The organism is Nitrincola alkalilacustris (assembly GCF_008973755.1).
Taxonomy (GTDB): domain Bacteria; phylum Pseudomonadota; class Gammaproteobacteria; order Pseudomonadales; family Balneatricaceae; genus Nitrincola; species Nitrincola alkalilacustris.
This window is the reverse complement of record NZ_WBOM01000010.1, coordinates 106,645-131,343: the sequence shown is the minus strand read 5'-3', so window position 1 is coordinate 131,343 and position 24,699 is coordinate 106,645. Positions and strand designations below refer to the sequence as shown.

The 24,699-nt window shown below is 54.2% G+C and carries 22 protein-coding genes; 10 read left to right on the top strand and 12 right to left on the bottom strand.

What is annotated here, in order from left to right; all coding sequences use genetic code 11:
- From F7R27_RS16655 to F7R27_RS16645, 3 genes are all read right to left on the bottom strand, one after another.
- Positions 1–524 (bottom strand): TRAP transporter substrate-binding protein (locus F7R27_RS16655; protein ID WP_151705396.1); only part of this gene is annotated, 524 nt, incomplete at its 3' end.
- 213 nt (positions 525–737) lie between these two features.
- Positions 738–1,874, bottom strand: coding sequence for a M14 family metallopeptidase (locus tag F7R27_RS16650; RefSeq protein WP_151705395.1), 1,137 nt, complete (start codon positions 1,872–1,874; stop codon positions 738–740).
- A gap of 57 nt (positions 1,875–1,931) precedes the next feature.
- On the bottom strand, positions 1,932–3,368 hold the full coding sequence (locus F7R27_RS16645) for a two-component system sensor histidine kinase NtrB (protein ID WP_240776414.1): 1,437 nt from the start codon (positions 3,366–3,368) through the stop codon (positions 1,932–1,934).
- Between the two features lie 187 nt (positions 3,369–3,555).
- On the opposite strand from F7R27_RS16645, the gene F7R27_RS16640 reads away from it, so the two are divergent.
- Positions 3,556–4,914: a D-serine ammonia-lyase gene (locus tag F7R27_RS16640; RefSeq protein WP_151705393.1), complete on the top strand. Its 1,359-nt coding sequence runs from the start codon at positions 3,556–3,558 to the stop codon at positions 4,912–4,914.
- A gap of 151 nt (positions 4,915–5,065) precedes the next feature.
- A complete protein-coding gene (locus F7R27_RS16635; protein ID WP_168927543.1) occupies positions 5,066–6,022 on the top strand; it encodes a succinylglutamate desuccinylase in 957 nt (318 codons plus the stop codon).
- 20 nt (positions 6,023–6,042) lie between these two features.
- Here F7R27_RS16635 and F7R27_RS16630 read toward each other — a convergent pair whose 3' ends face one another.
- The 3 genes from F7R27_RS16630 to F7R27_RS16620 form a co-directional block, all read right to left on the bottom strand.
- On the bottom strand, positions 6,043–6,462 hold the full coding sequence (locus tag F7R27_RS16630) for a GNAT family N-acetyltransferase (RefSeq protein WP_240776413.1): 420 nt from the start codon (positions 6,460–6,462) through the stop codon (positions 6,043–6,045).
- A gap of 77 nt (positions 6,463–6,539) precedes the next feature.
- Positions 6,540–6,827 (bottom strand): type II toxin-antitoxin system TacA family antitoxin, encoded by a 288-nt coding sequence (locus F7R27_RS16625; RefSeq protein WP_151705390.1) that lies wholly within the window; start codon positions 6,825–6,827, stop codon positions 6,540–6,542.
- A gap of 87 nt (positions 6,828–6,914) precedes the next feature.
- Entirely contained in the window at positions 6,915–8,294 is a 1,380-nt protein-coding gene (locus F7R27_RS16620) for a pyridoxal phosphate-dependent decarboxylase family protein (protein WP_151705389.1), read from the bottom strand.
- 95 nt (positions 8,295–8,389) lie between these two features.
- Here F7R27_RS16620 and F7R27_RS16615 point away from each other — a divergent pair, with 95 nt between their 5' ends.
- The 6 genes from F7R27_RS16615 (at position 8,390) to F7R27_RS16590 (ending at position 14,952) form a co-directional block, all read left to right on the top strand.
- The gene (locus F7R27_RS16615) at positions 8,390–9,796 is read left to right on the top strand and encodes an aminotransferase-like domain-containing protein (protein WP_151705388.1); all 1,407 of its coding nucleotides are present in this window, start codon (positions 8,390–8,392) and stop codon (positions 9,794–9,796) included.
- Between the two features lie 88 nt (positions 9,797–9,884).
- On the top strand, positions 9,885–10,826 hold the full coding sequence (locus F7R27_RS16610; RefSeq protein ID WP_151705387.1) for a GGDEF domain-containing protein: 942 nt from the start codon (positions 9,885–9,887) through the stop codon (positions 10,824–10,826).
- A gap of 33 nt (positions 10,827–10,859) precedes the next feature.
- Positions 10,860–11,765 (top strand): DMT family transporter, encoded by a 906-nt coding sequence (locus F7R27_RS16605; RefSeq protein ID WP_151705386.1) that lies wholly within the window; start codon positions 10,860–10,862, stop codon positions 11,763–11,765.
- A 215-nt stretch (positions 11,766–11,980) separates the two neighbouring features.
- Positions 11,981–13,000 carry a sugar ABC transporter substrate-binding protein gene (locus F7R27_RS16600; RefSeq protein WP_151705385.1) on the top strand — a complete coding sequence of 340 codons (1,020 nt, stop codon included), beginning with the start codon at positions 11,981–11,983 and terminating at the stop codon, positions 12,998–13,000.
- A 75-nt stretch (positions 13,001–13,075) separates the two neighbouring features.
- Positions 13,076–14,155 carry an ABC transporter permease gene (locus F7R27_RS16595; RefSeq protein ID WP_151705384.1) on the top strand — a complete coding sequence of 360 codons (1,080 nt, stop codon included), beginning with the start codon at positions 13,076–13,078 and terminating at the stop codon, positions 14,153–14,155.
- 2 nt (positions 14,156–14,157) lie between these two features.
- The gene (locus F7R27_RS16590) at positions 14,158–14,952 is read left to right on the top strand and encodes an ATP-binding cassette domain-containing protein (protein WP_240776412.1); all 795 of its coding nucleotides are present in this window, start codon (positions 14,158–14,160) and stop codon (positions 14,950–14,952) included.
- A gap of 13 nt (positions 14,953–14,965) precedes the next feature.
- On the opposite strand, the gene F7R27_RS16585 is transcribed toward F7R27_RS16590, so the two are convergent.
- The 3 genes from F7R27_RS16585 to F7R27_RS16575 are packed head-to-tail and all read right to left on the bottom strand — an operon-like array spanning position 14,966 to position 19,321.
- Complete coding sequence (locus tag F7R27_RS16585; protein ID WP_151705383.1) at positions 14,966–15,943, bottom strand: ABC transporter substrate-binding protein; 978 nt, start codon at positions 15,941–15,943, stop codon at positions 14,966–14,968.
- Complete coding sequence (locus F7R27_RS16580) at positions 15,940–18,579, bottom strand: PAS-domain containing protein (RefSeq protein ID WP_151705382.1); 2,640 nt, start codon at positions 18,577–18,579, stop codon at positions 15,940–15,942. Before F7R27_RS16580 ends, F7R27_RS16585 begins: the two co-directional genes overlap by 4 nt.
- Positions 18,580–18,583: 4 nt before the next feature.
- Complete coding sequence (locus F7R27_RS16575; protein ID WP_151705381.1) at positions 18,584–19,321, bottom strand: response regulator; 738 nt, start codon at positions 19,319–19,321, stop codon at positions 18,584–18,586.
- A 182-nt stretch (positions 19,322–19,503) separates the two neighbouring features.
- On the opposite strand from F7R27_RS16575, the gene F7R27_RS16570 reads away from it, so the two are divergent.
- A complete protein-coding gene (locus F7R27_RS16570; RefSeq protein WP_151705380.1) occupies positions 19,504–20,481 on the top strand; it encodes a carbohydrate kinase family protein in 978 nt (325 codons plus the stop codon).
- Positions 20,482–21,204: 723 nt separating this feature from the next.
- Here F7R27_RS16570 and F7R27_RS16565 read toward each other — a convergent pair.
- The 3 genes from F7R27_RS16565 to F7R27_RS16555 all read right to left on the bottom strand — a co-directional run bounded on the left by F7R27_RS16565 (position 21,205) and on the right by F7R27_RS16555 (position 23,784).
- Complete coding sequence (locus tag F7R27_RS16565) at positions 21,205–21,564, bottom strand: YciI family protein (protein WP_151705379.1); 360 nt, start codon at positions 21,562–21,564, stop codon at positions 21,205–21,207.
- 60 nt (positions 21,565–21,624) lie between these two features.
- On the bottom strand, positions 21,625–22,476 hold the full coding sequence (locus tag F7R27_RS16560; RefSeq protein WP_151705378.1) for a YciI family protein: 852 nt from the start codon (positions 22,474–22,476) through the stop codon (positions 21,625–21,627).
- 93 nt (positions 22,477–22,569) lie between these two features.
- Complete coding sequence (locus tag F7R27_RS16555; protein ID WP_338088413.1) at positions 22,570–23,784, bottom strand: RNA polymerase sigma factor; 1,215 nt, start codon at positions 23,782–23,784, stop codon at positions 22,570–22,572.
- Positions 23,785–23,919: 135 nt separating this feature from the next.
- On the opposite strand from F7R27_RS16555, the gene F7R27_RS16550 reads away from it, so the two are divergent.
- Complete coding sequence (locus F7R27_RS16550) at positions 23,920–24,666, top strand: SDR family oxidoreductase (protein ID WP_151705376.1); 747 nt, start codon at positions 23,920–23,922, stop codon at positions 24,664–24,666.
- Positions 24,667–24,699: the final 33 nt, after the last annotated feature.

Here is a 24,699-nt window from a genome sequence, read left to right as displayed (position 1 = left end):
AAGTTGATACCGCGGATATCGGCAAGGCCCGTCAGCTCCTTACGGAACCAGCCACCGGCCTGAGTACCGGTATCACCGGACAGGAAGCCTTTAACGCCGAACTGATCGTAGACTTCGTCCCAGATCTCCTGACCGCCCATGTAACGAACCCAGGCTGCCAGCTCACGTGAGGTCATGCCGTAAGGCACCCCGGTGAAGAAGTTGGTGGCGCGGCTCTTGTTCTGCCAGTAGTAGGCAGCACCATGACTCATCTCGGCAGAGCCTTCGATAACGGCATCAAACACACCCAGTGCCGGTACCAGTTCGCCTGCAGAGTAAACCTGTACGGTCAGACGGCCATCCGACATGGCGGTGATGCGATCCGCCAGACGCTGCGCGCCCACGCCCAGACCCGGGAAGTTGCGTGGCCAGGTGGTGGCCATACGCCAGGTGATGCGACGTTGCGCAATGGCTGGGGCTGCCAGAGTGGTTGCGGCAACACCGGCACCGACGGCAGCGGTTTTGATAAAGTCACGACGTTTCATTGTTATTCCTCGATCGATTGTTGTTTTTGTTGGTCGGGAACACGTCCGAGCAGACGCTTTTCCGGACTCAAGCTTTCATGGCTGACTGTGCAAATGCTCGACAAAACAGCGTACATGCTTTAGCCAGCTTTAATCATCAAACACCTGATGGCCAGAAACCATTCGTATGACTACGGAGTTTATCAGTAGAACTACGTAGTATTTGGCGCCCGATCAATGTGTCTTACGCAACTGCCCGCACACGGCAAGGATCGCTGTCAGCATATCCTGCCCGAATCCGAGGGAGCGAGTGTCCGACCAGCCAAACAGTTCATCCGGCAGGTCGGCGTTATCTTTAAACGGCATCTCCACCGTGTAGGAGAGACACTTGAAGTGCTCACCGACCCAGGTGCTGCCCATGGTCAGATTGGCCTTGCCCGGTTCATCGATCGCATAGCCATGTTCAGTCTGAAAATCCGGGGTGGCTGCCAGCAGCGCCGCTTTGAATCGATCCTGCAGGTTTTTCAGGTGTGCATCAAAAGAGGGGATGCCTTCCGAGCCTGCCACAAAGTTGTAGGGGAGGTTCTCATCACCATGAATATCGAGGAACAGATCAACACCTGTTTCCATCATCTTCTGACGCACCAGAAACACTTCGGGGCTCAGCTTCATGCTGGGTTCGAGCCATTCGCGATTCAGGTTGACGCCTGCTGCGTTGGTTCTGAGGTGGCCGCGCACGCTGCCATCTGGGTTCATGTTGGGGACGACATGGAACACGCACTCCTGCAACAGTTTGCGGGCCACAGCGTCATCTTCATCCAGCAGGCGATCCAGCATCCCTTCTATAAACCACTCGGCCATGGTCTCGCCCGGGTGTTGTCTGGCTATGATCCAGACCACTTTCTTTTCGGGGGCGGAGTCGCCGATCACCAGCATCGACAGATCGCGGCCGTCGAGTGTTTCACCAAGATCAACCATTTCGCACAGAGGTGATAGTTGCGACTGTTGCAGCAGATCCTGATGCCGCTCAAAGCTGTAGGGAGCAAAGTAGGCCAGATAGAGCGTGTTCTGCTCTGGGGTCAGATCGATGCTCAACTCCTTGCCATCATACTCTGTCTCGACACGGAACCAGCTCTCGCGGTCGTAGGAAGCAACAGCCCGGTAATCATGCCAGCCATCGGCATAAGCGGCTTCGGACGCATTCATGATACGCAGTCGATGCGGAACACCGGCAGTGGTATGCAGGCGGAAATGGAACCATTGAAAGAAATCCGACTGGTTATCCTTGCGGATGGCGAGTCGAATATCAGAAGGATCGTTGGCTGAGATAACCTCAATATTACCGCTGTCGAACTGGCTGCTGATCTTCATGGTTACTTATTCCTTTTGGCGGATATTTATTGTTGTCTGTTACTTCAGGTCCAACTGCTATTTCAGGTCCAGCTGCATATGAAAGGTCGTACCAACATCAACGTCGGAGGTTACGGCCATATGACCCTGATGCTGTTCGGTGATAACAAAGTAGCAGAAGGAGAGCCGCTTGCCAGCGTCATAGTCATCGCCATCCGGCTGGTTGCTGAAGAAGGGCTCGAACAGATACATCTGCTCCTCACTCGTCAGCCCCTTTCCGTTGTGCTGAATCTTGATCCAGAGGGCGTCATAACATTCGCTGAGCTGAATATGGATGACCGGCTCCCGGTCCGGGTGTGCCGTGCTGAGCAGTGCATCGTAGGCGTGTCGGAACAGGTTAAGAAACACCTGCTGCAGCTCCACCACGTAGCAATTGATGCTTGGCAGGTTGGCCTCATAATCGCGTTCTATGCGGATATCGCGGAATTTGAGGCGCTCATGAGAGGAGAGCACATCGCGAGCCAGGCCCAGTGCATGCTCCATGATATCGGACATGAGAGCCGGCTGCTTCTTGTCAGTGCGGCCGCGGGCAAAGGAGAGCAGGTTGTTGATGATCGAGGCAACATGACGACCCTTTTCGGAGGCATCCGTCAGCAGGTTGCTGAGGCGATCCAGTTCAGGGTTGTTCTGGGTGCCATCACGCAGCACGGCGCTTTTTCTTAACTGGTTCTGATAGCTGTTCAGATCGAACAGGATCGCCTGCAATGGGGTGTTGATATCATGCGCCATGGTGGCTGCCAGCTCACCCATGGAGGATAGCTTATCATTATGAATCAGCATGTTATCAGCCAGAGTCTTACGTGTTACATCATCTATCAGGATCACGACGCCGGTTTCTGTCTGATCCTGTAGTGGATAGATGGTGATATCAAAATAATACAGGCCACTCTGGCTCTGTTTGATGTTGATGGTTTCATTCAGCTCACGTGCGCGGTCGATCTGATTGGGCGACACGGTGATGCCGGGGTAGGTGTCCCACAGATTTCTGCCCAGTGCGGCATCGGCTGGAATGCCGGAGATATCTTCAGCACGCTGGTTCCATTGTGTAATCTGGCCAGCCTTGTTAAGACCGATCAGCATCAGCGGCATCGATTTGAGGATGCTGCGGATGTAAGACTCGGATGAACGCAGCAGATTGGTGGTGATCACGTGCTGGGCGATCTCCTCCTCCAGCAACTGGTTCGATTCCTTCAGGGTCGCTGTACGCTCTTCAACGCGTTGTTCGAGGTCGCTGCGAATGGCTTCAAGTTCACGGTTATAACGTCGTGCCTTGAGCCAGGTGAAAAACAGGGTGGTGATGACGATCGACAGAATGATGATCAGTATGCCGCTTGACCAGTTAGCCACATACTGCCAGTTTGTTTTGCCTTGCTCATCCTTGAATAATTGAACCAGGCTGGCCTGAGCGAGGGGGCTGGAGAGGAGCGTAAACAGAAATAACAGAGATTTATTCATCATATAAGTCAGGTGTCAGCGTCAGGTTCTGGAAAGTTATCGCCTTTTTGCAGTAAAGGTGCAGCAACTGCAGGCAAGATCTATGATGTTGTTTATTATGCGCTAATCTACCGCATGTTACTATTGATCCAGTGACATCTGCCAGTCTGTATCAGTTCAATATTAAGCTCAGTATTAAGGACTCCACATGCTCGACACCCTTATCGCCGGCAAGCCACTCAGTGAATGGATGAAGTCACACCCCTTGATCTCATCGCTGCAGCTGGCACAGGAGCTGTTCTGGTGGAATCCGGGGCAGCAGCCGTTCGCCAGTCTGTCATCCGGAATCAGTCTGGAGAGTGAGGTTCGGCAGGAGGCGTCTGCGCGTCTGAAACGCTTCGCGCCTTATATCGCCAGCAGCTTTCCCGATACGGCTGATCAGGGTGGGTTGATCGAGTCGCCCCTGATTGCGATACGCAATACCCAGCGTGCGCTGATACAACGTGCTGGCGTTGATCTGCCGGGGCGGTTGCTGCTCAAGTGCGATAATGAACTGCCTGTTTCGGGTTCCATCAAGGCGCGCGGTGGCATCCATGAGGTGCTCAAGTTTGCCGAGCAACGCGCACTGGATGCGGGTCTGCTGACGCCCGACGGCGATTACTCGGTGCTGAGCAGCCCTGATTGTCGGGCTCTTTTTGCTGGGCATCGAATTATCGTCGGTTCTACCGGTAACCTTGGGCTGAGTATCGGCATCATGGGAGCACACCTGGGGTTTCAGGTCAGCGTGCATATGTCTGCCGATGCTCGGCAGTGGAAAAAGGATCTGTTGCGCAGCAAAGGGGTGCAGGTGATTGAGCATTCCGGAGATTACGGTCAGGCGGTGGCGGCGGGACGTGACGAGGCAGCACAGACACCCGGTAGTCACTTTGTGGATGATGAGCAGTCGCTGGACCTGTTTGCCGGCTACAGTGTCGCTGGTGAACGCCTGGCTGCTCAGCTCAGGCAGATGGATATTCAGGTGGATAACGAACATCCGCTTTGTGTGTATCTGCCTTGTGGCGTCGGTGGTGGGCCAGGTGGTGTGGCATTCGGGTTGAAGCAGCAGTTCGGTGATCATGTGCACTGTTTCTTTGCTGAGCCGACGCACTCACCCTGCATGCTGTTGGGGCTTTATACCGGACTGCATGAGCAGATCAGTGTGCAGGATATAGGATTGGATAATCATACCTGTGCCGATGGGTTGGCAGTTGGGCGACCCTCAGCATTTGTCGGGCGCCTGATGTCGTCGCTGCTCAGTGGGCTCTATACCGTTGAGGATCATGTTCTATACGAGCTGCTGGCGCTGATCTACGATGCCGACCGGATTCGTCTGGAGCCTTCGGCTCTGATCGGGCTGGTTGGACTTGAGCGCTTGCTGACGCAGTCGCCCGAGATGTTGGCGCAGAAAGGGCTGGCAGGGCATCTGTCGCAGGCAACCCATATTGTCTGGGCTACCGGTGGCAGCATGGTGCCGGTTGATGAGTGGCAGAAGGACTATGACAAGGGTAAGGTGCTCAACACAAATTAAGGATATGCGACAAAGAGTTGTGTGATTGTGTCCGGGAGCTGAACAGCGCGCGGGCTTATCGTTATAGTGGTTGATCAGAACTGTTTTCAAAGCTATTCATAGATCTCTGCTTATAGCACTATTCATAGCATTACATTCAGAAGGATTTTTTGTGTCAGCCATCGCCTTTCTTGAAACCAGCCTTAACGCTTCTACTCTGCCATCTGACCGTGTGATTGCCGGTGCCGGATTTCATTGGCCGGCGTCGGGTGTGATCAGAATTGAGCCGGAGCAGGAGACAGCTCTTCCTGCGATGATCCTCAGTGTTGGCGTGCATGGTAACGAAACCGTACCGGTCCGCCTGATAGACCACTGGCTGGACTCTCTCACTCAGCGTGAGTTACTGATCCGTCGGCCGTTGCTGATTCTGCTGGGTAATCCGGCGGCAGTGATCAAGGGAGAGCGGTTCGTTGAGGAGAATATGAACCGCCTGTTTTCGGATTCATCCGCACGCGGCAAGCTGCCGGAGCATGAGCGTGCACGCATGCTGATGGCCGAAGTCAGATCCTTTATCGAGCGTTATCCCGATGGCATGCACCTGGATCTCCACTCAACCATCAAGGCTTCGCAGCAGGATCGCTTTGCGCTGGTACCGGGCTTATGCGAAGGGCGCGATCTGAGCCTGCTGCAGCACTGGTTTGCACAGTTTGAAGTAGATGCATGGGTGCAGAACCGCTCCGTTGCATCAACCTTTGCCAGCTTTACTGCCTCACAGGGTTATCAGAGTGCCACGCTGGAGTTGGGTCAGGTCAGTTCACTGAATGAGCCGATTGACCGTTTTCTGCCGATGACCCGGGCACTGGATCGCCTGGCCAGCGGTGAAGAGAGTCAGGCACTTCATCGTCCCATGCACTTCGAGGTGATTGGAGAGATCATCCGGCCCGAGGGCGAGTTTGATGTCGCGCTTGATGGCTTCGTTAACTTCCGTGAACTGTCTGCCGGCACCTTGATCGCTCACAGCGGCGAGCGCGAGTGGTTCGTTGAGCGCGATGGCGACTCACTTCTGTTCCTGAATCCCGACGTGCCGGTTGGTCATCGCGTAGCACTAGTGATTCGGCCGGTTGGGTGAGATGGCTGGTTGCGGCTCGCTTAAATGGATTTGAGTGGGAGAAAGAGCCGATGATTTCCTGAACAGAGTGGGATAAATCCGAACTGCTCATAAAAGCCCAGAGCCTGTTCGTTCAGGGCATCGACTACCAGAGCATAGATTGCAATCTCATCACTGACGGCAAGTATTCGCTTAATGGCATCTGCAAGTAACATATTTCCGACACCTTGTCCCTGAGCCGCCAGGCTGACAGCCAGCCTGCCAAGTAGTGCTGCTGGTACAGGGTGCCGAGGCAGTTTTTGGGCAAGCTGCTGTGGTAGGGCGTTCAATTCAAGTGCCAGGGTGGAAAGGGTGTAGTAACCCAGAATAGTGTCTGGCTGCTTCTCTGTTGTGGCGACAAATACACGGCTGATGCGGCGTTTTATATCCTGGCGAGCCTGTTTTTGAATATAGTCGTCCAAAGAGACTATCCCGCAATGGAAGCCTGCTCGGTCATGGCGAGTGTCCAGTGGCCCTATATTCAGATTTGAAACAGGGGTCATTTGCTACTGACGCGCTGATCATGCTCAGTTAAAGCGGCTGTCAGTTTGTCATTGAAGCGAATCGGTTTGGTCAGTGCACTAAAAAATGCTTCGGCATCCTGCCTGCTCAGGCTCATGACTTCGTGCTCATGGATGGTCTTTTCTGCCTGCGCTAGTGCACTGCTCAAGATAAAGTTACTGACATTTTTGCCTTCAAGACTTGCTGCACGCTCAATCATCAGCTTTTTACTGTGCTTCAAGCGGATATTGATTCTGTCCTGTTTCGTATCAGTCGCAGTGTTCATGAGGTCACCCTTCGGGTATCAGTGTTAACTGAATTGTACGTCAAAATGGTGCCTCTTCCAAGAGGTGCGACTGCAAGCTTAGTCTTCTCAGAGATTCATCACTGACTGCAGCACCTCACAGATGATCTCCATATCGTCCTGAGTAGTACGCCAGTTACTGAAGGCGGCTCGGATACCCTTATGGCCCTGCCAGACGCCGGGTGTCATGAATACCTTGCCGCTTTCATTGATACGCTGCAGAACCCGACCTACCTCGGCATCATCCACCCTGGGTTTGAAGATCACCACATTCAGCTTGCAGGGAGTCAGTAGCTCATAGTTGGGCGATGCATCAATCCAGTCGGCCAGACAGGATGCTTGTCTGCAGTTTTCCTCAACCAGCACCTGATAACCCTCGCGACCATAGGCCTTCAGGCTCATCCAGACCGGCAGCGCTCTGAAGCGGCGTGAGTTTTCAATACTCCAGTCCATCAATGATTGTGTTGCCACGCCAGTTGCCAGATAGGGGGCGGCGACGGAACAGGTCTGCTGCAGCAAATGGGTGTGCCGCGTATAGAAAATGCCACAGTCATAGGGCACATTCAGCCACTTGTGTCCGTCGCTGGTGATGGAGTCGGCCAGCTCTATGCCTTTGCTCAGATGGCGACGTTCAGGCAGCAGGCGCGAGAAGAGGCCAAAGGCTCCATCAACATGCAACCAGGCATTATGTGTTTTGCAAAGTGCTGCGATCGCCTCCAGATCGTCGAAGTCTGTACCTGTGACGGTGCCAGCACTCGCCAGTACAATTTTACCGGGGCTTTTGCTCGCTTCCAGGGCAGCCTTGAGTGAGGTTACATCCATCGCTTCCGTATCGGGCAGGCAATTTATCTGAGTCAGCTGTTCACGGCCAAGACCAGCCAGACTCAGGGATTTGACCGAGCTGGCATGGGGCGTGGCGGAAAAAACCTCAATCTGTGCCTGTGCCAGCCCCTGGCGGGCGATATCGATTCCCTGCTGCAGGCCTGCAAACTGACGACCGCAAAGTATGCCCAATAGGTTGGATGCCGTAGCACCAGTGGTCAGCAGTCCTTCGAAGTGATCCGGCAAATGGAAAAGTGAGCGCAACCATTGCATTACCTGCAGTTCGACGGCGGTGCTGATGGAGTCGCCGGGCGAGGAAACATTCTGATCAGCCGTGGCAACGATCCAGTCGGCCAGCATGGCCGCCGGTGTGGTACCGCCGGTTACAAATCCCATATAGCGTGGGCCTGCCGATGCGCTGAGCAGAGGGGCAATATGCCGGGTAAACTGCTCAAATGCTGCTGAGGCCCCGATCCCTGCATTCTCCAGTGAGTCATCTGTCAGTGTTGGGTCGCCCAGTATGGCAACCTTGCGATCCGGCAGCGATTGCAGAAAGCTCTGACACCACTCAGCCACGTGTGTGGAGAGTTGGTCGAGTTGTTGAAAATCATCGGTCAGGCGGCTCATGAACATCCTCCAGAAAAAGTGTGTTGACTCTGCCTAGTATCCTCCGGTAGAAAAAAGAATACAGATTCAATTTTTGATATAAAAAAGAGCACAATATGGCATTTCGTTATCGTGAGTTGGCCGATGGCCTGATCCAGGAGGTGCAGTCCGGTCGATTGCAGCAGGGGCAAAGACTGCCCTCTATCCGTGTCATGAGCCGACAACGCGGTGTCAGTATCACGACGGTGAAGCGTTGTTATGAACTGCTTGAGGCGCAGGGCTACCTGATGAGTCGTGCGCAGTCGGGTTTTTATGTTCGCGAGCGTCCACTGAGTCTGTCACAGCCTGAGTTTCCTGTGTTTGATCCTGCCAGTCACCAGATCGACAATCTGGCATTGATTGCCGAGATACACCAGTCAGCCATTGATGAGCGGCGTGTGCAGTTGGGGACGGTTCAGCTCGCACCTTCTCTGATCCCGATCCAGGCGCTGCAGCGCAGTCTGATCCGCGCCAACCGTCGTGCGCAGGGGCGTGCATTGGCATACAGTCAGTCTGCCGGCGAACCCTTGCTGCTCCAGGCATTGAGCGCGCACTTTCAGGAAGATGGTATCAGCTGTTCGCTGCAGGATCTGATCATCACCAACGGTTGCATGGAGGCACTGAGCCTGGCAGTCAGTGCCGTCACGCAACCGGGTGATACCCTTGCATTGCCGTCACCCTGTTACAGTGGCCAGTTGCAACTGCTGGCCAGCATGGGGCGGCGTGTAGCAGAGATACCCTCGACATCCTCTGGCTTTGATCTGGATCGGCTGGAGCAGTTGATGGCTGATAAATCGATCAGTGCCTGCCTGGTCAGCACCTCTTTTCAAAACCCCTTGGGGTATTGTCTGAGCGCCGCCGATAAGCAGCGACTGGCAGAGATGGCCGAGCGCTATCAATGCCCGGTGATCGAGGATGACGTGTTCGGGGAGTGTGGGCATACACGGCAGCGACCACTGCCGCTCAGATCCTGGAGTCAGAGTGGCTGGGTGATCTGGTGTGGCTCGGTGTCCAAAACGTTGGCGCCGGGCTATCGTATCGGCTGGTGCGCCAGCGGTCGTTTTCATCGGGAGGTGAGGCAGGCGATGCTAGCCAGGCGCCTTGCCGTGAACACACCTTTGCAGTTGGCTTTGGCGGATTTTATTCTCAGTGGAGAGTACCGTCGTCATTTGAATCGACTCAGGTTGCAGCTTGCGGATCAGGTCAGTAGTTTGTGTGGCAGCCTTCAGCAGCATCTTGGAGAGCATGGCAGGCTGGTCAGACCAGATGGTGGTTATGCGGTCTGGGTTCAGTTGCCCGAAGCCTGCGACGGTTTAAAGCTGTATCAGAAGATGAAAGAGCAGGGGATTAATCTGGTGCCGGGGGCCGTGTTCAGCGCGCGTAGCCTTTATGCCAATGCGATACGTCTGAATGCCGGGAATCCCTGGAGTGATGAGCTGGAGCGAGCGGTGAAGGTGCTTGCAGAGTCTGTTCGAATGCTTTAAAAGGCTTGAGCAATCCAAAGTTAACGCTGGATGCTAATATTGTATCTACTGAAGTCCTCTTTTTAACACCAGAGTGGAGCACTGCGTAATGAGTGATATTCCGGCAGTACAAGTACCGGACTACGCCGTTTACAAGACACTGCTTGAGTCCACCAAGGCGATACCATGGAAGATCGACTGGAACACTATGCAGTTTGCTTATATCGGTCCACAGATAGAGCAATTGCTGGGGTGGACGCCCGAGAGTTGGGTCAGTGTGGAGGATTGGGCAGCCCGCATGCATCCGGAGGATCGTGAGTGGGTGGTCAATTTCTGCGTGGCCCAGTCACAGGCAGGGGCTGATCACGAGGCGGATTATCGCGCGCTGACCAGTGAGGGAGACTACGTCTGGATCAGGGATGTGGTGCATGTGGTGCGCAAGGAGAATGGTGATGTCGACTCTCTGGTCGGTTTCATGTTTGATATCAGCGAGCGCAAGAAAACCGAGCAGAAGCTGATGCTGCTGCAGAAGGAGCTGGAGGAGCTGTCGTTCAAGGATGGGCTGACCGGTGTTGCCAATCGCCGCATGTTTGATTCGGTGATGGCGGTGGAGTGGTTGAATGCTCAGCGTACTCAGCAGCCTTTGTCACTGATACTGTTTGATATCGATTATTTCAAGCAGTACAACGATCACTATGGGCATATTCAGGGTGATGAGTGCCTCAAGGAGGTAGCCCGTCTGCTCAGCTCCGGGGCTACTCGCACGCGTGATTTCCTTGCACGTTATGGTGGTGAGGAGTTTGTGTTGATCCTGCCAGAGACGGATATTGATGCTGCCCGAAAAGTAGCGGAAAGGTGCAGACAGTTGATTTTCAAGGCACAGATCGGACACGCGCAATCGGCTGTCAGTCACGTTTTGACGATCAGTCTGGGAGTGGGTAGCATTCTGCCTTCGCGCAGCGACGAGGCCACACCTTTTATCGAAAAAGTGGATAAGATGCTGTATCAGGCCAAGCAGGAAGGCCGTAACCGCATTATGGCAGGTGCGTGATCACTTGCTGAATGTTTCAGGTGATAATTGATAATGACGAGTAAGTCGGATCTGTTCGGGCTGCATTTTGCAGCCCTTTTGCTGGGCGGCACTGCACTTTTTTCCAAGCTGATTCCGTTGCCTGCGCTGGATATCACCGCGCTGCGCGGTGTGCTGGCTACCCTGTTACTGGCGCTGTTGCTGTTGGCGACACGTCGCTCTTTCCGGCTGGAGTCGCGAAGCCACTATCTCATGATGGGGGCGGGTGGTCTGCTGTTTGCCTTTCATTGGCTGACTTACTTCTATGCCATGCAGGTATCGAGTGTGGCGGTTGGTGTGATTGCACTGTTCACCTTTCCTGTCATCACTGCGTTGATGGAACCACTGATGGACTTTAAACGCCCCGATAAGCACAGTCTGGCGATGAGTGCGGTGGTGCTGGCGGGTGTCGGTCTGATCGGGCTGGAGGGCAATATCGCTGGGAATGTGGTGCTCGGGTTGACCCTGGGCGTGCTCTCGGCCATCGCCTACTCGGCGCGCAATATACTGCAACGGCGCAAGCTGATGGGGGTTTCCGGGCCCGTTACCATGTTCTATCAATGTATGATCACGGCACTGGTTTTTCTGCCGTTTCTGGGTCCGACTGTGGCTGAGCTGTCGCTGAATAGCTGGTTGCTGATTCTGTTGCTGAGTTCGGTGTTCACTGCTTTGCCACACAGTCTGATTGCTCATGGACTGCGCAGTATCAATGCGACCACTGCGTCGTTTATTCTGGCGCTGCAGGTGTTCTATGCCACACTGTTGGCTGCTCTGGTGCTGTCTGAGGTGCCGGGCCCGGCAACCATCGCAGGTGGATTACTGATCGTGCTGTCGTCCATCTATGTTACACGTCAGTCCAGGCGCTCTGCGAGGCAGGCTGATAAATCGCCAGCCACTGTTCAGGCTGGGGCTGAAAAATAAAATACATCACGCTGCACAACTCCCGCCGGCTAAAAAAGCCGGCGGGATTGTTTCAATTATTAACAAGCCTCTGTAACAGCAAAATTTCCCGTTAATGCGGCTGGATTCTAATCAGACTCATCAGCCGGGTCATCGTCAGTTAACTGACTTCCCGGCTGCTTTGAGCGTCATCAGACGATTGATCCATCGACAAAAATAATAACGGGAGTATTCTCATGAAATTCAAAGCTGGCTTACTGGCTCTGGCCGTTTCCGCATCACTGATCTCTCCACTGACCCTGGCCGACAAAGTGGTCGTCGGTTTGATCACCAAAACCAATACCAACCCCTTCTTTGTCAAAATGCGCGAGGGCGCTCAGCAGCAGGCAGATGAGCTGGGGATGGATCTACGTACTTTTTCAGGCCGCTTTGATGGCGACAATGAGTCTCAGGTACAGGCGATTGAAAACCTGATTGCATCCGGTGCCAAAGGCATTCTGATCGCGCCAAGTGATCCGGTGGCGGTTGTGCCTGCTATTGATCGTGCGCGTGAGGCTGGCCTGCTGGTGATTGCGCTGGATACGCCACTGAGCCCTGCCGATGCGGCTGATGCGACTTTTGCCACCGATAACTATAAGGCGGGTGTATTGATCGGGATGTGGGCCGCTGAGCAGTTGGGTGATAAGGCGGCTGATGCCAAGATTGCGATGCTGAACCTGAACAGCAGCATGATCACGGTGGATGTCGCACGTAATCAGGGTTTCCTTGAGGGGTTTGGTATTGAGGTGTTCGACCCGAACCGCATCGGCGATGAAAATGATCCGCGGATTGTTGGTCAGGATGTCACGCAGGGGGCAGAAGAGGGAGGCCGCACTGCCATGGAAAACCTGTTGCAGCGCGAACCGGGCATCAATGTGGTTTACACCATCAATGAACCAGCGGCTGCCGGAGCCTATGAGGCGCTTAAAGCCGCCGGACGTACTGATGATGTTCTGATTGTGTCGGTCGATGGTGGTTGCCCTGGCGTTGAAAATGTCCGTGATGGTGTGATCGGCGCGACCTCCATGCAGTTCCCTTTGCGCATGGCGGCAATGGGTGTCGAGGCCATCTACGAATTTGCAAATACAGGGAAAAAACCAGATGCCTCTGAGGGGCTGGATTTTGTGAATACCGGAGTTGAACTGATCACCGATCAGCCACTGCCTGGCTTTGATTCAAAGTCGTCCAAGGACGGCATGGATTTGTGCTGGGGTTAAATGCTGGGGTTAAACCCATCATGGTCAAGGGCGGAGCAGTTGTCTCCGCCTCACTGAGTCAATCCGGAGAATCTCATGTCACAGCCTGATACTTTAAAAACATCACAGGCGGCGGATCATGAACTGGTCGCAGCAGCCGCTGGCGGAAATTTCGCCTCCTTCGAGGTGGAGAAAGTCGCATTCAAGGATAAGCTGCATCGCTTTTTTCACAGTCATCCTACCGCTGCTCCCACCATCGTTCTGCTGCTTGCTATCCTCGCTTTCAGCTCGATAGTCGGGGAGCGCTTCCTGCAACCTTTCAACATGTCGTTAATCCTGCAACAGGTCACTATTATTGGCATTCTGGGGATTGCCCAGACGCTGATCATCCTCACGGCGGGTATTGATCTATCGGTTGGTGCCATCATGGTACTGACATCTGTCGTGATGGGACGCATGTCTATCGAGGTGGGGTTACCACCCAGTGCAGCGCTGGCGATTGGCCTGCTGGTCGGTGCGCTGGCCGGGTTTATCAATGGCCAGTTGGTCACACGCTTTCGCCTGCCGCCTTTCATTGTGACGCTGGGCACCTGGAACATCTTCTTTGCACTGAACCTCTGGTACTCCAAGAGTGAGACGATCCGCTCACAGGCGATCGATCAGGCGGCTCCCTTGCTGCATTGGACCGGGAAAACCGTTGAGCTGTTTGGTGCCAAACTCAGCTATGGGTCATTGCTGATGCTGGCGCTGTTTTTTATTGTCTGGTATGCGCTTAACTGGACCGCCTGGGGACGTCATGTCTATGCCACGGGGGATGATCCGGCTGCGGCGCGTCTAGCTGGTATTCGTACCGACAGAGTTTTGCTCTCTGTCTATGTCGCAGCCGGATTTATCTGTGCTATCGGAGCCTGGGCATTGATCGGCCGAATCGGTTCAGTGAGCCCTCAGGCAGGGATGACGGCCAACCTTGACAGCATCACTGCCGTGGTGATTGGTGGCTGCAGCCTGTTTGGTGGTCGTGGCGCAATTTTCGGAACCTTGATCGGCGCGCTTATCGTGGGTGTGTTCCGCAATGGTCTGGCGCTGGCCGGTGTTGATGTGCTCTGGCAGGAATTCACCATCGGGGTGCTGATCATCGTGGCGGTTGGTATGGATCAATGGATACGGAAGGTGTGATCATGAACAATCAGAAAATGGTGCTTGAAGCGCGTAAGCTTGTTAAACGCTATGGTCATGTTACTGCGCTGGATGGTGCGGATCTGGAACTCCATCAGGGTGAAATTCTGGCGGTCATCGGCGACAATGGGGCTGGTAAGTCTTCGCTGATCAAGGCGCTTTCCGGTGCCTTGGTGCCTGATTCAGGTGAGATACTGCTCGATGGTGTGCCGATCTCCTTTCGCAGCCCGATGGATGCCAGAAATGCTGGTATTGAAACGGTCTATCAAAACCTGGCAGTGTCGCCATCACTGAATATTGCCGACAACCTTTATCTCGGACGGGAAAAGCGCCGCCCTGGTATTCTGGGTAGTGTGTTCAGAATGCTGGATCGCAAGGCGATGCATGATGAAGCGAAGCAGAAACTTGGCGAACTTGGTTTGCTGACGATCCAGAATATCAATCAGGCAGTGGAAACTCTCTCTGGCGGACAGCGACAGGGGGTGGCTGTAGCTCGTTCGGCAGCCTTTGCTCGACATGTTGTGATCATGGATGAGCCGACCGCTGCACTGGGGGTGAAGGAATCGCGTCGCGTATTGAACCTGATAAGAGATGTCCGTGATAAAGGGCTGTCGGTTATCTTGATCAGCCATAACATGCCGCATGTGTTTGAGGTGGCTGATCGCATCCATATCCATCGGCTGGGCCAGCGCATCGCCGTGATCAAGCCGGATACGCATACCATGTCGGAGGCGGTGGCGATCATGACCGGTGCGATGGCGCCTGATGAGCACCAAGCGGGTGCATTTGCGGCTTGATTGCAGCCGCTCTTTACCAACCGTCGGTCTGGTTGGCATTTTCCGAAGTGATCAGTGTAGCGGGGAGCAGATGTTCAGTCTGATCAGGCTGCTCCCCCTGCAGTAACTGATAGCCGATTTCGACCGCCAGTTCTGCCATTTGAGCCGGTGATTGCGTGGCGGTTGCACGCAGCAAGGCATCTGGATCCCGAATCCTCTCCACTGCTGCCGGCGCGCCGTCGACACTGACAATCATAAAATCTTTGCGGTTTGCGAGTTGGCCTGCCATCTCGGCACCAAGAGCCGCAGGATCATTAATCGCGAAGACCCCTTTGATCTGAGGATGCTCCAGCAGCAGATGGGTCATCGCTTCCACACCTCCTTCAAGGCTTCCACCGCTGTTACGGTCACTGGAAAGCAGTGTAATGTCAGGAAACAATTGCAGCGCCTCCCGACAACCTTGAACCCTTTCGATAATCGAGGACACCGGTGGTCCGTTCAGTATCACCACTTCGCCGCTACCTTGCAGCTGGCGGGCCAGATGGTCACAGGCTATATGTCCAGCTTGCAGATTGTCGGTTGTGACAGTTGCATCCGCACCTCTCGCCCTGACATCAACAGCCAGCACTTTGATGCCGGCTGCCTGCGCGCGCGCGATCACTGCATCGAAAGCATCATAGGCCGCCGCCGACAGCAGGATCATATCGACCCCCTGTTGAATGAATAGATCCAGTTGCTGTGTCTGCCTCTGAACATCATAAGCGCTGGAGACGAGCAATACCTGTGCTTGCCCCCCGGTCAGTTCTGCTGCCTTGCGCTCAGCCCCCTGAACAAGGCGTGAAAAATAGGGGTTGCCAAGGTCCGATACGGAGACGCCAATGGTTAGCTGTCGCTCTGGAGAGGTTGCTGTATCTGCCAACGCTTGAGCGCTCAGTGCCAGAGTAGGAGACAATAAAAAAGATAGTATCAGAACCTTGGCACTGAACCGCTGCCGGGTGTAGGGGAGGATCATTCCGGTGACTCCTTGGGTGTTGGCTGCAGCAGGATCGCCACCGCTTGTGACAGCGTTTCCCGTGTATAGGGTTTGGGCAGCAATGTGATATCGGTGCTGTGATGGTCCGGTTGCTGGTATTGGGGTAATCCGGAGGTGTACAGCAGTGGCAACTCGGGCCAGCGATCGTGAATCTGCTTGCCGAGTTGAAGCCCATCTATGCTGCTGCCAAGGTTGATGTCAGTGAACACAAGCGCGATGTCGTCTGTTGCTGCGAGCAGAGCCAGCGCATCTGCGGCTGAATGCACAGTCGAGATCTGATAGTTGAGCGTGGTCAGCATCGCGGTGGTGGATTCGGCCACCTGCCGATCATCTTCCACCACCAGCAGATGTTGTCCACGACCCAGCAGGGGAAGTGGTTGTGGCAGGGGAGCTGTCTCAGTCACTCGGGTCAACTGGCGAGGCAGGAGTATGTCGATCCGGGTGCCACGACCGACTTCGCTCCAGACCTGTATATCCCCATTCGACTGCTTGACGAAACCATAGACCATGCTCAACCCCAAGCCACTGCCTTCACCGATCTCCTTGGTAGTAAAGAAGGGCTCGAATACACGACGTATCAATGGTGCCGGGATGCCGCAACCGGTATCGGTTACACTGATGCAGATCAGATCCTGCTGCTCACCATTCAGTAATTGTTGCGCTCGGAAACGGGTTGTAAATGTCAGAACGCCTTTGCCCTGCATGGCGGCACTGCTGTTGATCGCAAGGTTGAGCAGGGCGTTCTCCAACTGACTCGGATCGACGGATACGAGCCAGTGGGCTGCTTGCAGATCCAGTCGAATCTCGATCTGATCACCGACACTGTACTCTATCAAGTCCAGCATCCCTTCGATCAGTCCATCGACCTCGACCTCTTCCGGCTGAAGGTGCTGTTTACGTGAAAATGCGAGCAGGCGTTGCGTGAGCAGGCGTCCTCGCTCAGCGGCGGCCAGAGCACGACCAGCAAATCTGCGCTCTCTGGCATCCGGGCTGAGTTGTTCTTCCAGCAGTTGCAGATTGCCGAAAATCGCAGTCAGCAGATTATTGAAGTCGTGTGCGACACCGCCGGTGAGTTGTCCCAATACCTCCATCTTCTGTGACTGGCGCAGCTGCGCTTCGATGGTTTTGCGCTCAGTCAGGTCACTGTAGAGGGTGACAAAACCGCCGTCTGGCATGGGGTTGCTGCGAAACTCAACGACTCGCCCACCGGGGAAGTGGCGCTCAAAGCGCTGTGCCCGTTGTTTACGTAGCTGGTTGACTTCGTCCCGGTCCAGCATCATGCCATCAAGCGCCCAGCCTTCCTGTGCTTCCTGCGACAGCAGTGTGTAGATGGTTTCTATCGGGAGTCCCGAGTGCAGTTTATCAACCGGTAGTTCAAGTATGTCGGCATATTGAGGGTTCCACGCCACCAGACGGTTCTGGCTATCGAAAACACTGAGCCCGTCGTTGATGTTGTCAAAGATGGTCTCCAGCAAGCGTGACTGCTCTTTCAGGTGCTGGCTCATCTGATCTATCGCCAAGGCGTTTTCCCGGAACACCTCAAAGGCTCTGGCCAGCTCACCGATCTCGTCCAGGCGTTCAACCGCCGGTGTCTGTCGCTCACGATCGCCAGCGGCAAGACGGCTCATCACGGAGGTCACTTCGCCCAGACTTCGGGTCAACTCACGGACCACCAAGATGCCGCCAACCGCCGCGGCAAAGCAGAGCAGGGCGATCATCAGAATGCCGGTTTTGCCCGATTTAACGACCACTCCCATGCGTTGACCCTGGTGGGTGATACGCTGTTGAACCTGATCAACGAACTGTTTGACCTCGGTGCTGAGCTGCTCAGACACGGCTCGTGTCGATGTCAGTAGAAACGCGCGCCGTTGTTGCAATTGTAGCTGTTGGCGGCGCTGTTCAAACAGGTTGAGATCGGAAGTCCCCAGAAATTGAAGTTCATGATGAAAGGCAGCGATCTGTGGGTAGCGATGAATCAGGCTGTCGGATTCATTCAATGCCAGAGCAAACTGCTGCTGCAACTGAGTTATCTGGCGGCTATCCTCCAGATGAAGGGCTGTGCTGAGCTGATCAAGCAGTATCAGAAAAGAGGGTAGCCAAACATGAGCATCTGTATTCTGTTCGTGTTGGTACAACTTCTCGCGAAGTAGGCCGAGGCGGTATTCAAGCTGACGTATATCTTCACGCAGCAGCAGGTGCTCATGAGTCAGCCCGGTCAACTCGGTGATGGTGATTTCCAACTGACTCAGCAGGGCGGAAAGGCCCGGTGCAGCGTTGTCCAGCTCGGGTATATCACGGGCGATCGCCAGTACATTGTCGATTCTTTCCTTCAGCGACAGGTTCAGTTCATTGAGCAGGGATGGGCTACTGGTATTGGCAACATAGGGGGCAACTGCTGCCAGATTAGCGGTGCGCTCAGCCAGCGCCAGTGAGCGCAGAATATCCGGCAGCGCCTGCTGCTCAAACTCATTCAGCGCAGTATCCGTATCGCTCAGACCTGTCCAGCCAACCAGTGCCAGCATAATGGAGGAGCCAGCCAGAATGGTGAAGGCCAGCATCAGACGGGTGCGTGCCCGCATGCCGTGAAAGGGGTTGCGCCAGCGTAAGCGGCTCATCGGCTCAGCACTGCATTACGGTGGCACTGAAGATATAGCCAATCCCGCGTTCGGTGCGGATATATCTGGGTTGCCTGGGGTTGGGTTCAATCTTGCGTCGCAGTCTCAGTATCAGTACATCAATCGTGCGATCAAACACATCCGTATTGTAACCACGAGTGGCCTCAAGCAACTGGTCACGACTGAATGCACGGTTGGGGGATTTGACCAACGCCTCCAGTAATACGTATTCTCCATGGGTGAGTGTTTCCGATGAGCCATCGGGCCGCAGCAGTTCACGACTGGTCAGATCCATCACCCAGCCATCAAAGCTGAGGCGCTCATGGCTGTAGCGATCCTCCTTGCGTACCATCGGGGTGCTCAGCTCGGTGGTGCGTCTGAGCATGGCGCGCACACGGGCCAGCAGCTCGCGGTTGTTGAAGGGCTTCATCAGAAAATCATCTGCCGCCAGCTCAAGCCCCAGGATACGATCGGTTTCATCCCCCTTGCCGGTCAACATCATGATGGGGATGCTCGACTGGGCCCGTATCTCTCTGGCCAGTTGCATACCATCTTCGCCACGCAAACGCAGATCCAGTATAACCAGAGAGCAGGCGTGTTCCTGCAGGGCAAGGCGCATCCCTTCACCATTGGCCACCGTGATCACCTCATAGCCGCCTGATTCAAGCAGGTCCTGCAGCAGTTCACGCATGGGGGCTTCGTCATCCACGACAAGCAGTCGCTGTCGTACGTTTTCGCTCATGCTGTTGTTACCTCTTATTATTACCTACCTGAATAACACATCTGAGCAGGGGAATTATTTCAATTATTACAAAAGCGGGAGAATCAATACATGCGTTATTAAAACAACTGTGTTTGAATGCGGTTTTGCTTGTGTTCTGATAATACGTTTTCTTATAACAAAAACTCAGTATGGAGCTGTAGATGAAAAAAGTGATTGCGTTCGGAGAAGCCTTGATCGATATGCTGTCAACCTCGTTCAGTCAGGACGCTGGTGATGAGCATGAAGCGTTTATCAAGTTTCCGGGCGGAGCGCCGGCCAATGTGGCGGCTGCCGTGGGCAAACTTGGCGGTCGCAGTTACTTTGCCGGCATGGTCGGCAAAGATATGTTCGGTGATTTTCTGGTCGAGACGCTGGCTGCTTCAGGTGTGGATACCAGCTGCATGCTGCAGACCCGTGAGGCCAAGACTGCGCTGGCTTTCGTTTCTCTGGACGCTACAGGTGAGCGCAGTTTCGAGTTCTACCGTTCGCCGTCGGCTGATCTGTTGTTTCGTGAAGAACACTTTGATGATGCCTGGTTTACTGAACCGGGTATCTTTCACTTCTGCTCCAACACCCTGACTGAATCTGCTATACGCGAGACTACGCTGGCCGGTATTGCCAAAGCGCGTGAGACGGGTTTTCTGATCAGCTTTGATGTCAATCTGCGTCACAACCTCTGGTCGGATGATCAGGACGCTTTTGCTGCGGTCTGGCAGTGCATCCCTCAGGTGGATCTGCTCAAGCTCTGTGTGGAAGAGTTGGAATATCTCTGTGCCGGGCAGGATGAAGATGCAGTGCTGAATAAGATGCTGGAGATGGGGCCCAGTGTCATTCTCGTAACAGATGGTGGTAAGGGCGTGCGTTATGTCAGCGCTTATGGGCAAGGGAGTGTGGTGCCGCCCAAAGTTACCATGGTTGACAGCACTGCAGCCGGTGATGCCTTTGTTGGTGGCCTGCTCTATGCACTGGCCGAGCAGTCAGTGGGGCCTGTTGAGCTGAAGGCGATGGCGCAAACACCGATATCACTGTTGCCGGCTTTGCGCATTGCCTGTGCCTGTGGGGCCTATACCGTAACGCAGAAAGGAGCGATCAACTCGCTGCCGATGCTGAAGGATATCCAGTCGCTGCTGACGGATTGATAGATCTATCCGGAGGGCGGCAATCAGGAAGGAGGCTGGTTGCCTGGTGTCGTACGCTGTTAACCTTGATTCAGACGGGTTAATTGTCCTGTGTTGATGAAGTGCTCATAAGTTACTGATTGGTTTCGAATTTAGGAATTTTTCCTATATACAGTCATATTTTCAGACGATAAGGTTATATCTGGCAGAGGGTGGCTATGGATGGCCGCGTGCTCAGGGCGTTAGCCTATGCTTCTTCAAGACAAGAATGAGTTCTGCAGGGACGCAGCTGAAGCTGAATAGTCGTTGATCACGTGAAAATATTGTCAGAGGAAGATAATGAGCAGGCACAGTCTGGTGACCAGAAAGGGACAGGTCATGTTCCAGGAATCAAATAAACTCTTTTATGAATACCGGCCAACCATCTATGTTGCGGCAGGTTTGATCTCCGCGTTAACCATAGATAACGATATTGGTCAGTACTCGGGCGCATTACTGGTATTCATGGGGGTTTTGATCTTCAACCTTCGGATATCAAACAGGACGTCAACTAGATAAGGAAGTTTACAAAAAGACCTGTCAGGGTTTTGGGCGAGAGTTCATCCACTTTCAGTGCGTTCTTTCTGAGGCAGTATTTACTGCTCAGAGTTTGCTATAGCTAACATGCATACTCGCCTGAGTCGTATGACTCGACCCTGCCATGATTTTCTCAAATGATAGTACCAGGTAAATCCTAGGCTCTTGTCAGTCAGGTGGCGGAAGATCGCGTATCGGCCGTACCTCAATGCTGCCCAGCTGTGCCGGTGGTATCTTTTCGGCCAGTTGGATCGCTTCGTTCAGATCACGTGCTTCCAGCAGATAAAATCCGGCGAGTTGCTCCTTGGTTTCGGCGAAGGGGCCATCGGATATCAGGGTCTCGCCATTGCGGACGCGCACGGTGGTGGCGGTTTCAACCGGCTGCAGCGCCTGGCCTGCAATGAAGTGGCCAGCCTCCGCGAGGCCAGCGACACATTGAATACACTTCTGATTGAGGTCATGCCACTCCTTCTCGGTCATGGCGTTGATGATGCTTTCCTGGTAATAGACCAGTGCAAGATATTTCATGGTCAACTCCTGTTGCTGGCAGTGGCATGGTTGATTGTCAGTCGTTTACATCTAGCCAGATCACTTTTGAGCGGGGCAGGTGTCTTGCCCAAGCATTCCAGCGTTAATCATCCAGGCAATGCCGAAGCGATCGTTCAGCATGCCGAAGCCGCGGGCCCAGAAGGTGGGCTCAAAGGGCATTACGATAGTGCCACCTTCGGCCAGTTGTAGGAATATCTGCTCTGCCTTCTCCAGACTCTCATATTCTAACTGCACGCTGGCGCCCTGAACCGGTCTGTAATATCCAGCAGGTGCATCGGCTCCCATGATCCGCCTGCCACCGATATTGATCTGCGAGTGAATGATCAGGTCCTGCTGATCACCCGGCATATCATTGGCCATTGGTGTTTCACGATAGGGGAGCATCATCTCTATATCGCCGCCAAGCAGTTGGGCATAAAAGGTCATAGCCTCTTTGCACTGGCCGTTAAAGCCCAAATGCATGCAGATGCTACTCGGCATTCTGGCCAACTGCTCACCCATCTTGCGATGCCTGTCAATCGCTGCTCCCGGCGTAAAGTCTTCCAGCTCATAGAATCGACGCAGTTCAAGGGTAACGTTGCCATTACTGTCCAGAGTGGGCCAGCGTTTGGCCCAGGTGATCGCTTTTTCCAGTGAGTCGGCTTCCAGCACGGTATAGCCTGCCAGCAGCTCTTTTGTTTCGGTGAAGGGGCCATCGATAACAGTGGGTGTGCCGTTGTGAAAGGCAATGCGATAGCCATCTTTACTGGGTGTCAGCCCATTTCCTGTCACGAATATGCCTGCCTTCAGCATCTGCTCGTTGTAGTCCACCATGCTTGCCAACAGCTCTTCCGAAGGCATGATCCCCTGTTCGGTATTGGCATCGGCTTTACGCATCAACATGAATTTCATCATTATCTCCTTGCTAAGATCTGCGATTGATTTTGGACTAGTCGCACGGGAGAGGGCTGAATCGACAGGCCCTGAAAAAAAATCAGAAAATTATCACAGTGATGCCAGGCGCTTTTGCAAATAACGCTGCTCCGGCAGTTGCTGTGTCAGGTTGAGTGCGGTCTGATAGGCAGCTCGTGCTTCTGGAATCCGATTCAGGCGTCGATAGAAATCCGCCTTGGCGGCATGCAGCAGGTAATAGTTCTGCAGTTCCTCTTCAAGGGGGTGCAGGGCTTGAAGACCTGCCTCGGGCCCATCACGCATGGCAAGCGCCACTGATCGATTGAGTGCAATCACTGGTGATGGGTTGATGCGCTGGAGCAGGTCGTATAGCCCCGCAATCTGAACCCAGTCTGTCTCATCGCTGCTTTTGCTTTGTGCATGTAGTGCAGCGATGGCAGCCTGAAGGGTATAGGGACCAACGGGTGGTTGAGCCATGGCGTGATCCAGCCAGGCAAGACCTTCCTGAATCTGCGGCTGATTCCAGCGTGTACGATCCTGCTCATCCAATGTGATCAGATCACCCTCAGGGGTCTGCCGGGCTGCTTTGCGTGAATCCTGCAACAGCATCAGCGCCAGCAGTCCCAGCACCTCTGTTTCGGGAAGGAGTTCGCAGAGTAACCGACCGAGGCGGATGGCTTCTTCAGCCAGGTTATGGTTTACGACAGAATCACCCATACTGCTGGAGTAGCCTTCGTTAAAGACCAGATAAACTACCTGTAATACATTGTGAAGACGTTCCGGTAAGGCTTTGATATCAGGGACTTCATAAGGGATCGCTGCATCACGGATTTTGCGTTTGGCCCGTACGATCCGCTGAGCTATGGTGGCTGGCTTTTGCAGCAGGCCTTTAGCCACCTGCTCGGTGGTGAGGCCGCACATCTCGCGTAGTGTCAGTGCCAGTTGTGCCTCGGTGGCAAGGCTGGGATGACAGCAGGTGAAGATCAGCCGGAGCTGGTCATCTTCAAGGGTGTTATCATTGAAGGGCGTCGCCAGAGGTTCCTCTTCATCCAGTAACAGCTGTTGGTGCTGGCGCAGGGTCTGGCGTCGGCGTATCTGATCAATTCCCTTGTGGCGTCCGGCCGAGATCAACCAGGCGGTCGGATTATCGGGTACACCCTGATCCGGCCACTGTTGCAGTGCTGCAACAAAGGCTTCGTGCATTGCTTCTTCAGCCAGTTCAAAGTCACCCAGAAGTCGGATCAGCGTTGCCAGCACCCGGCGTGAATGGGTCTGATATAACTGCTCTAATTGAGTTTCTATGGTCACTACACACTCCATGAGTTTGACGTGATCAGGTTATAGCGTAGAGTCTGGATAGATGCAAAACCAGGCAGACACACTTTAAGGAGCTCTGGACATATTGTTCTGGACAATGTGTTCTGGAGAACAGGAGAGAATAGCGTGGATCAGGTCATCATCATTACCGGGGGCAGTCGTGGGATTGGCGCGGCAACAGCGCGGCTGGCTGCAAAGCGCGGCTATGCGGTGTGTATCAATTACATCAGTAATGGGGCGGCTGCGCAGGCGCTGATGCAAGAGATAGAGAATGCTGGTGGCAAGGCGATCGCTGTGGCTGCAGATGTAGCAAAAGAGGCAGACATTATCAGATTGTTTGATACCGTGGATCAGGCGCTGGGACCTGTTACGGCGCTGGTGAATAATGCTGGCATACTGGAAACACAGATGCGCGTTGATCAGATGGATGCTGAGCGCCTGACACGAATCTTCACGGCCAATATTACCGGCACTTTTCTCTGTGCTCGCGAAGCGATCAAGCGTATGTCGACACGTCATGGCGGGCAGGGAGGCGCCATCGTGAATGTGTCATCTGTTGCTGCACGTCTGGGCTCACCCGGTGAGTATGTGGATTATGCGGCGTCGAAAGGGGCAGTGGATGCGTTGACCATCGGCCTGTCAAAGGAGGTTGCGGATGAGGGGATTCGAGTCAATGCCGTGCGCCCGGGATTCATCTATACCGATATCCATGCAGCAGGCGGCGAACCGGGTCGTGTTGATCGGATTAAGAATGTCATTCCGATGAAACGAGGTGGTCAGCCGGAAGAGGTGGCGACTGCAATTCTGTGGCTGCTGTCGGATGAGGCCTCTTATGCCACAGGTACGTTTATTGATCTGGCGGGTGGGCGGTGATTTGGAAGGCGGCGTGGTAGATGACATGATAGT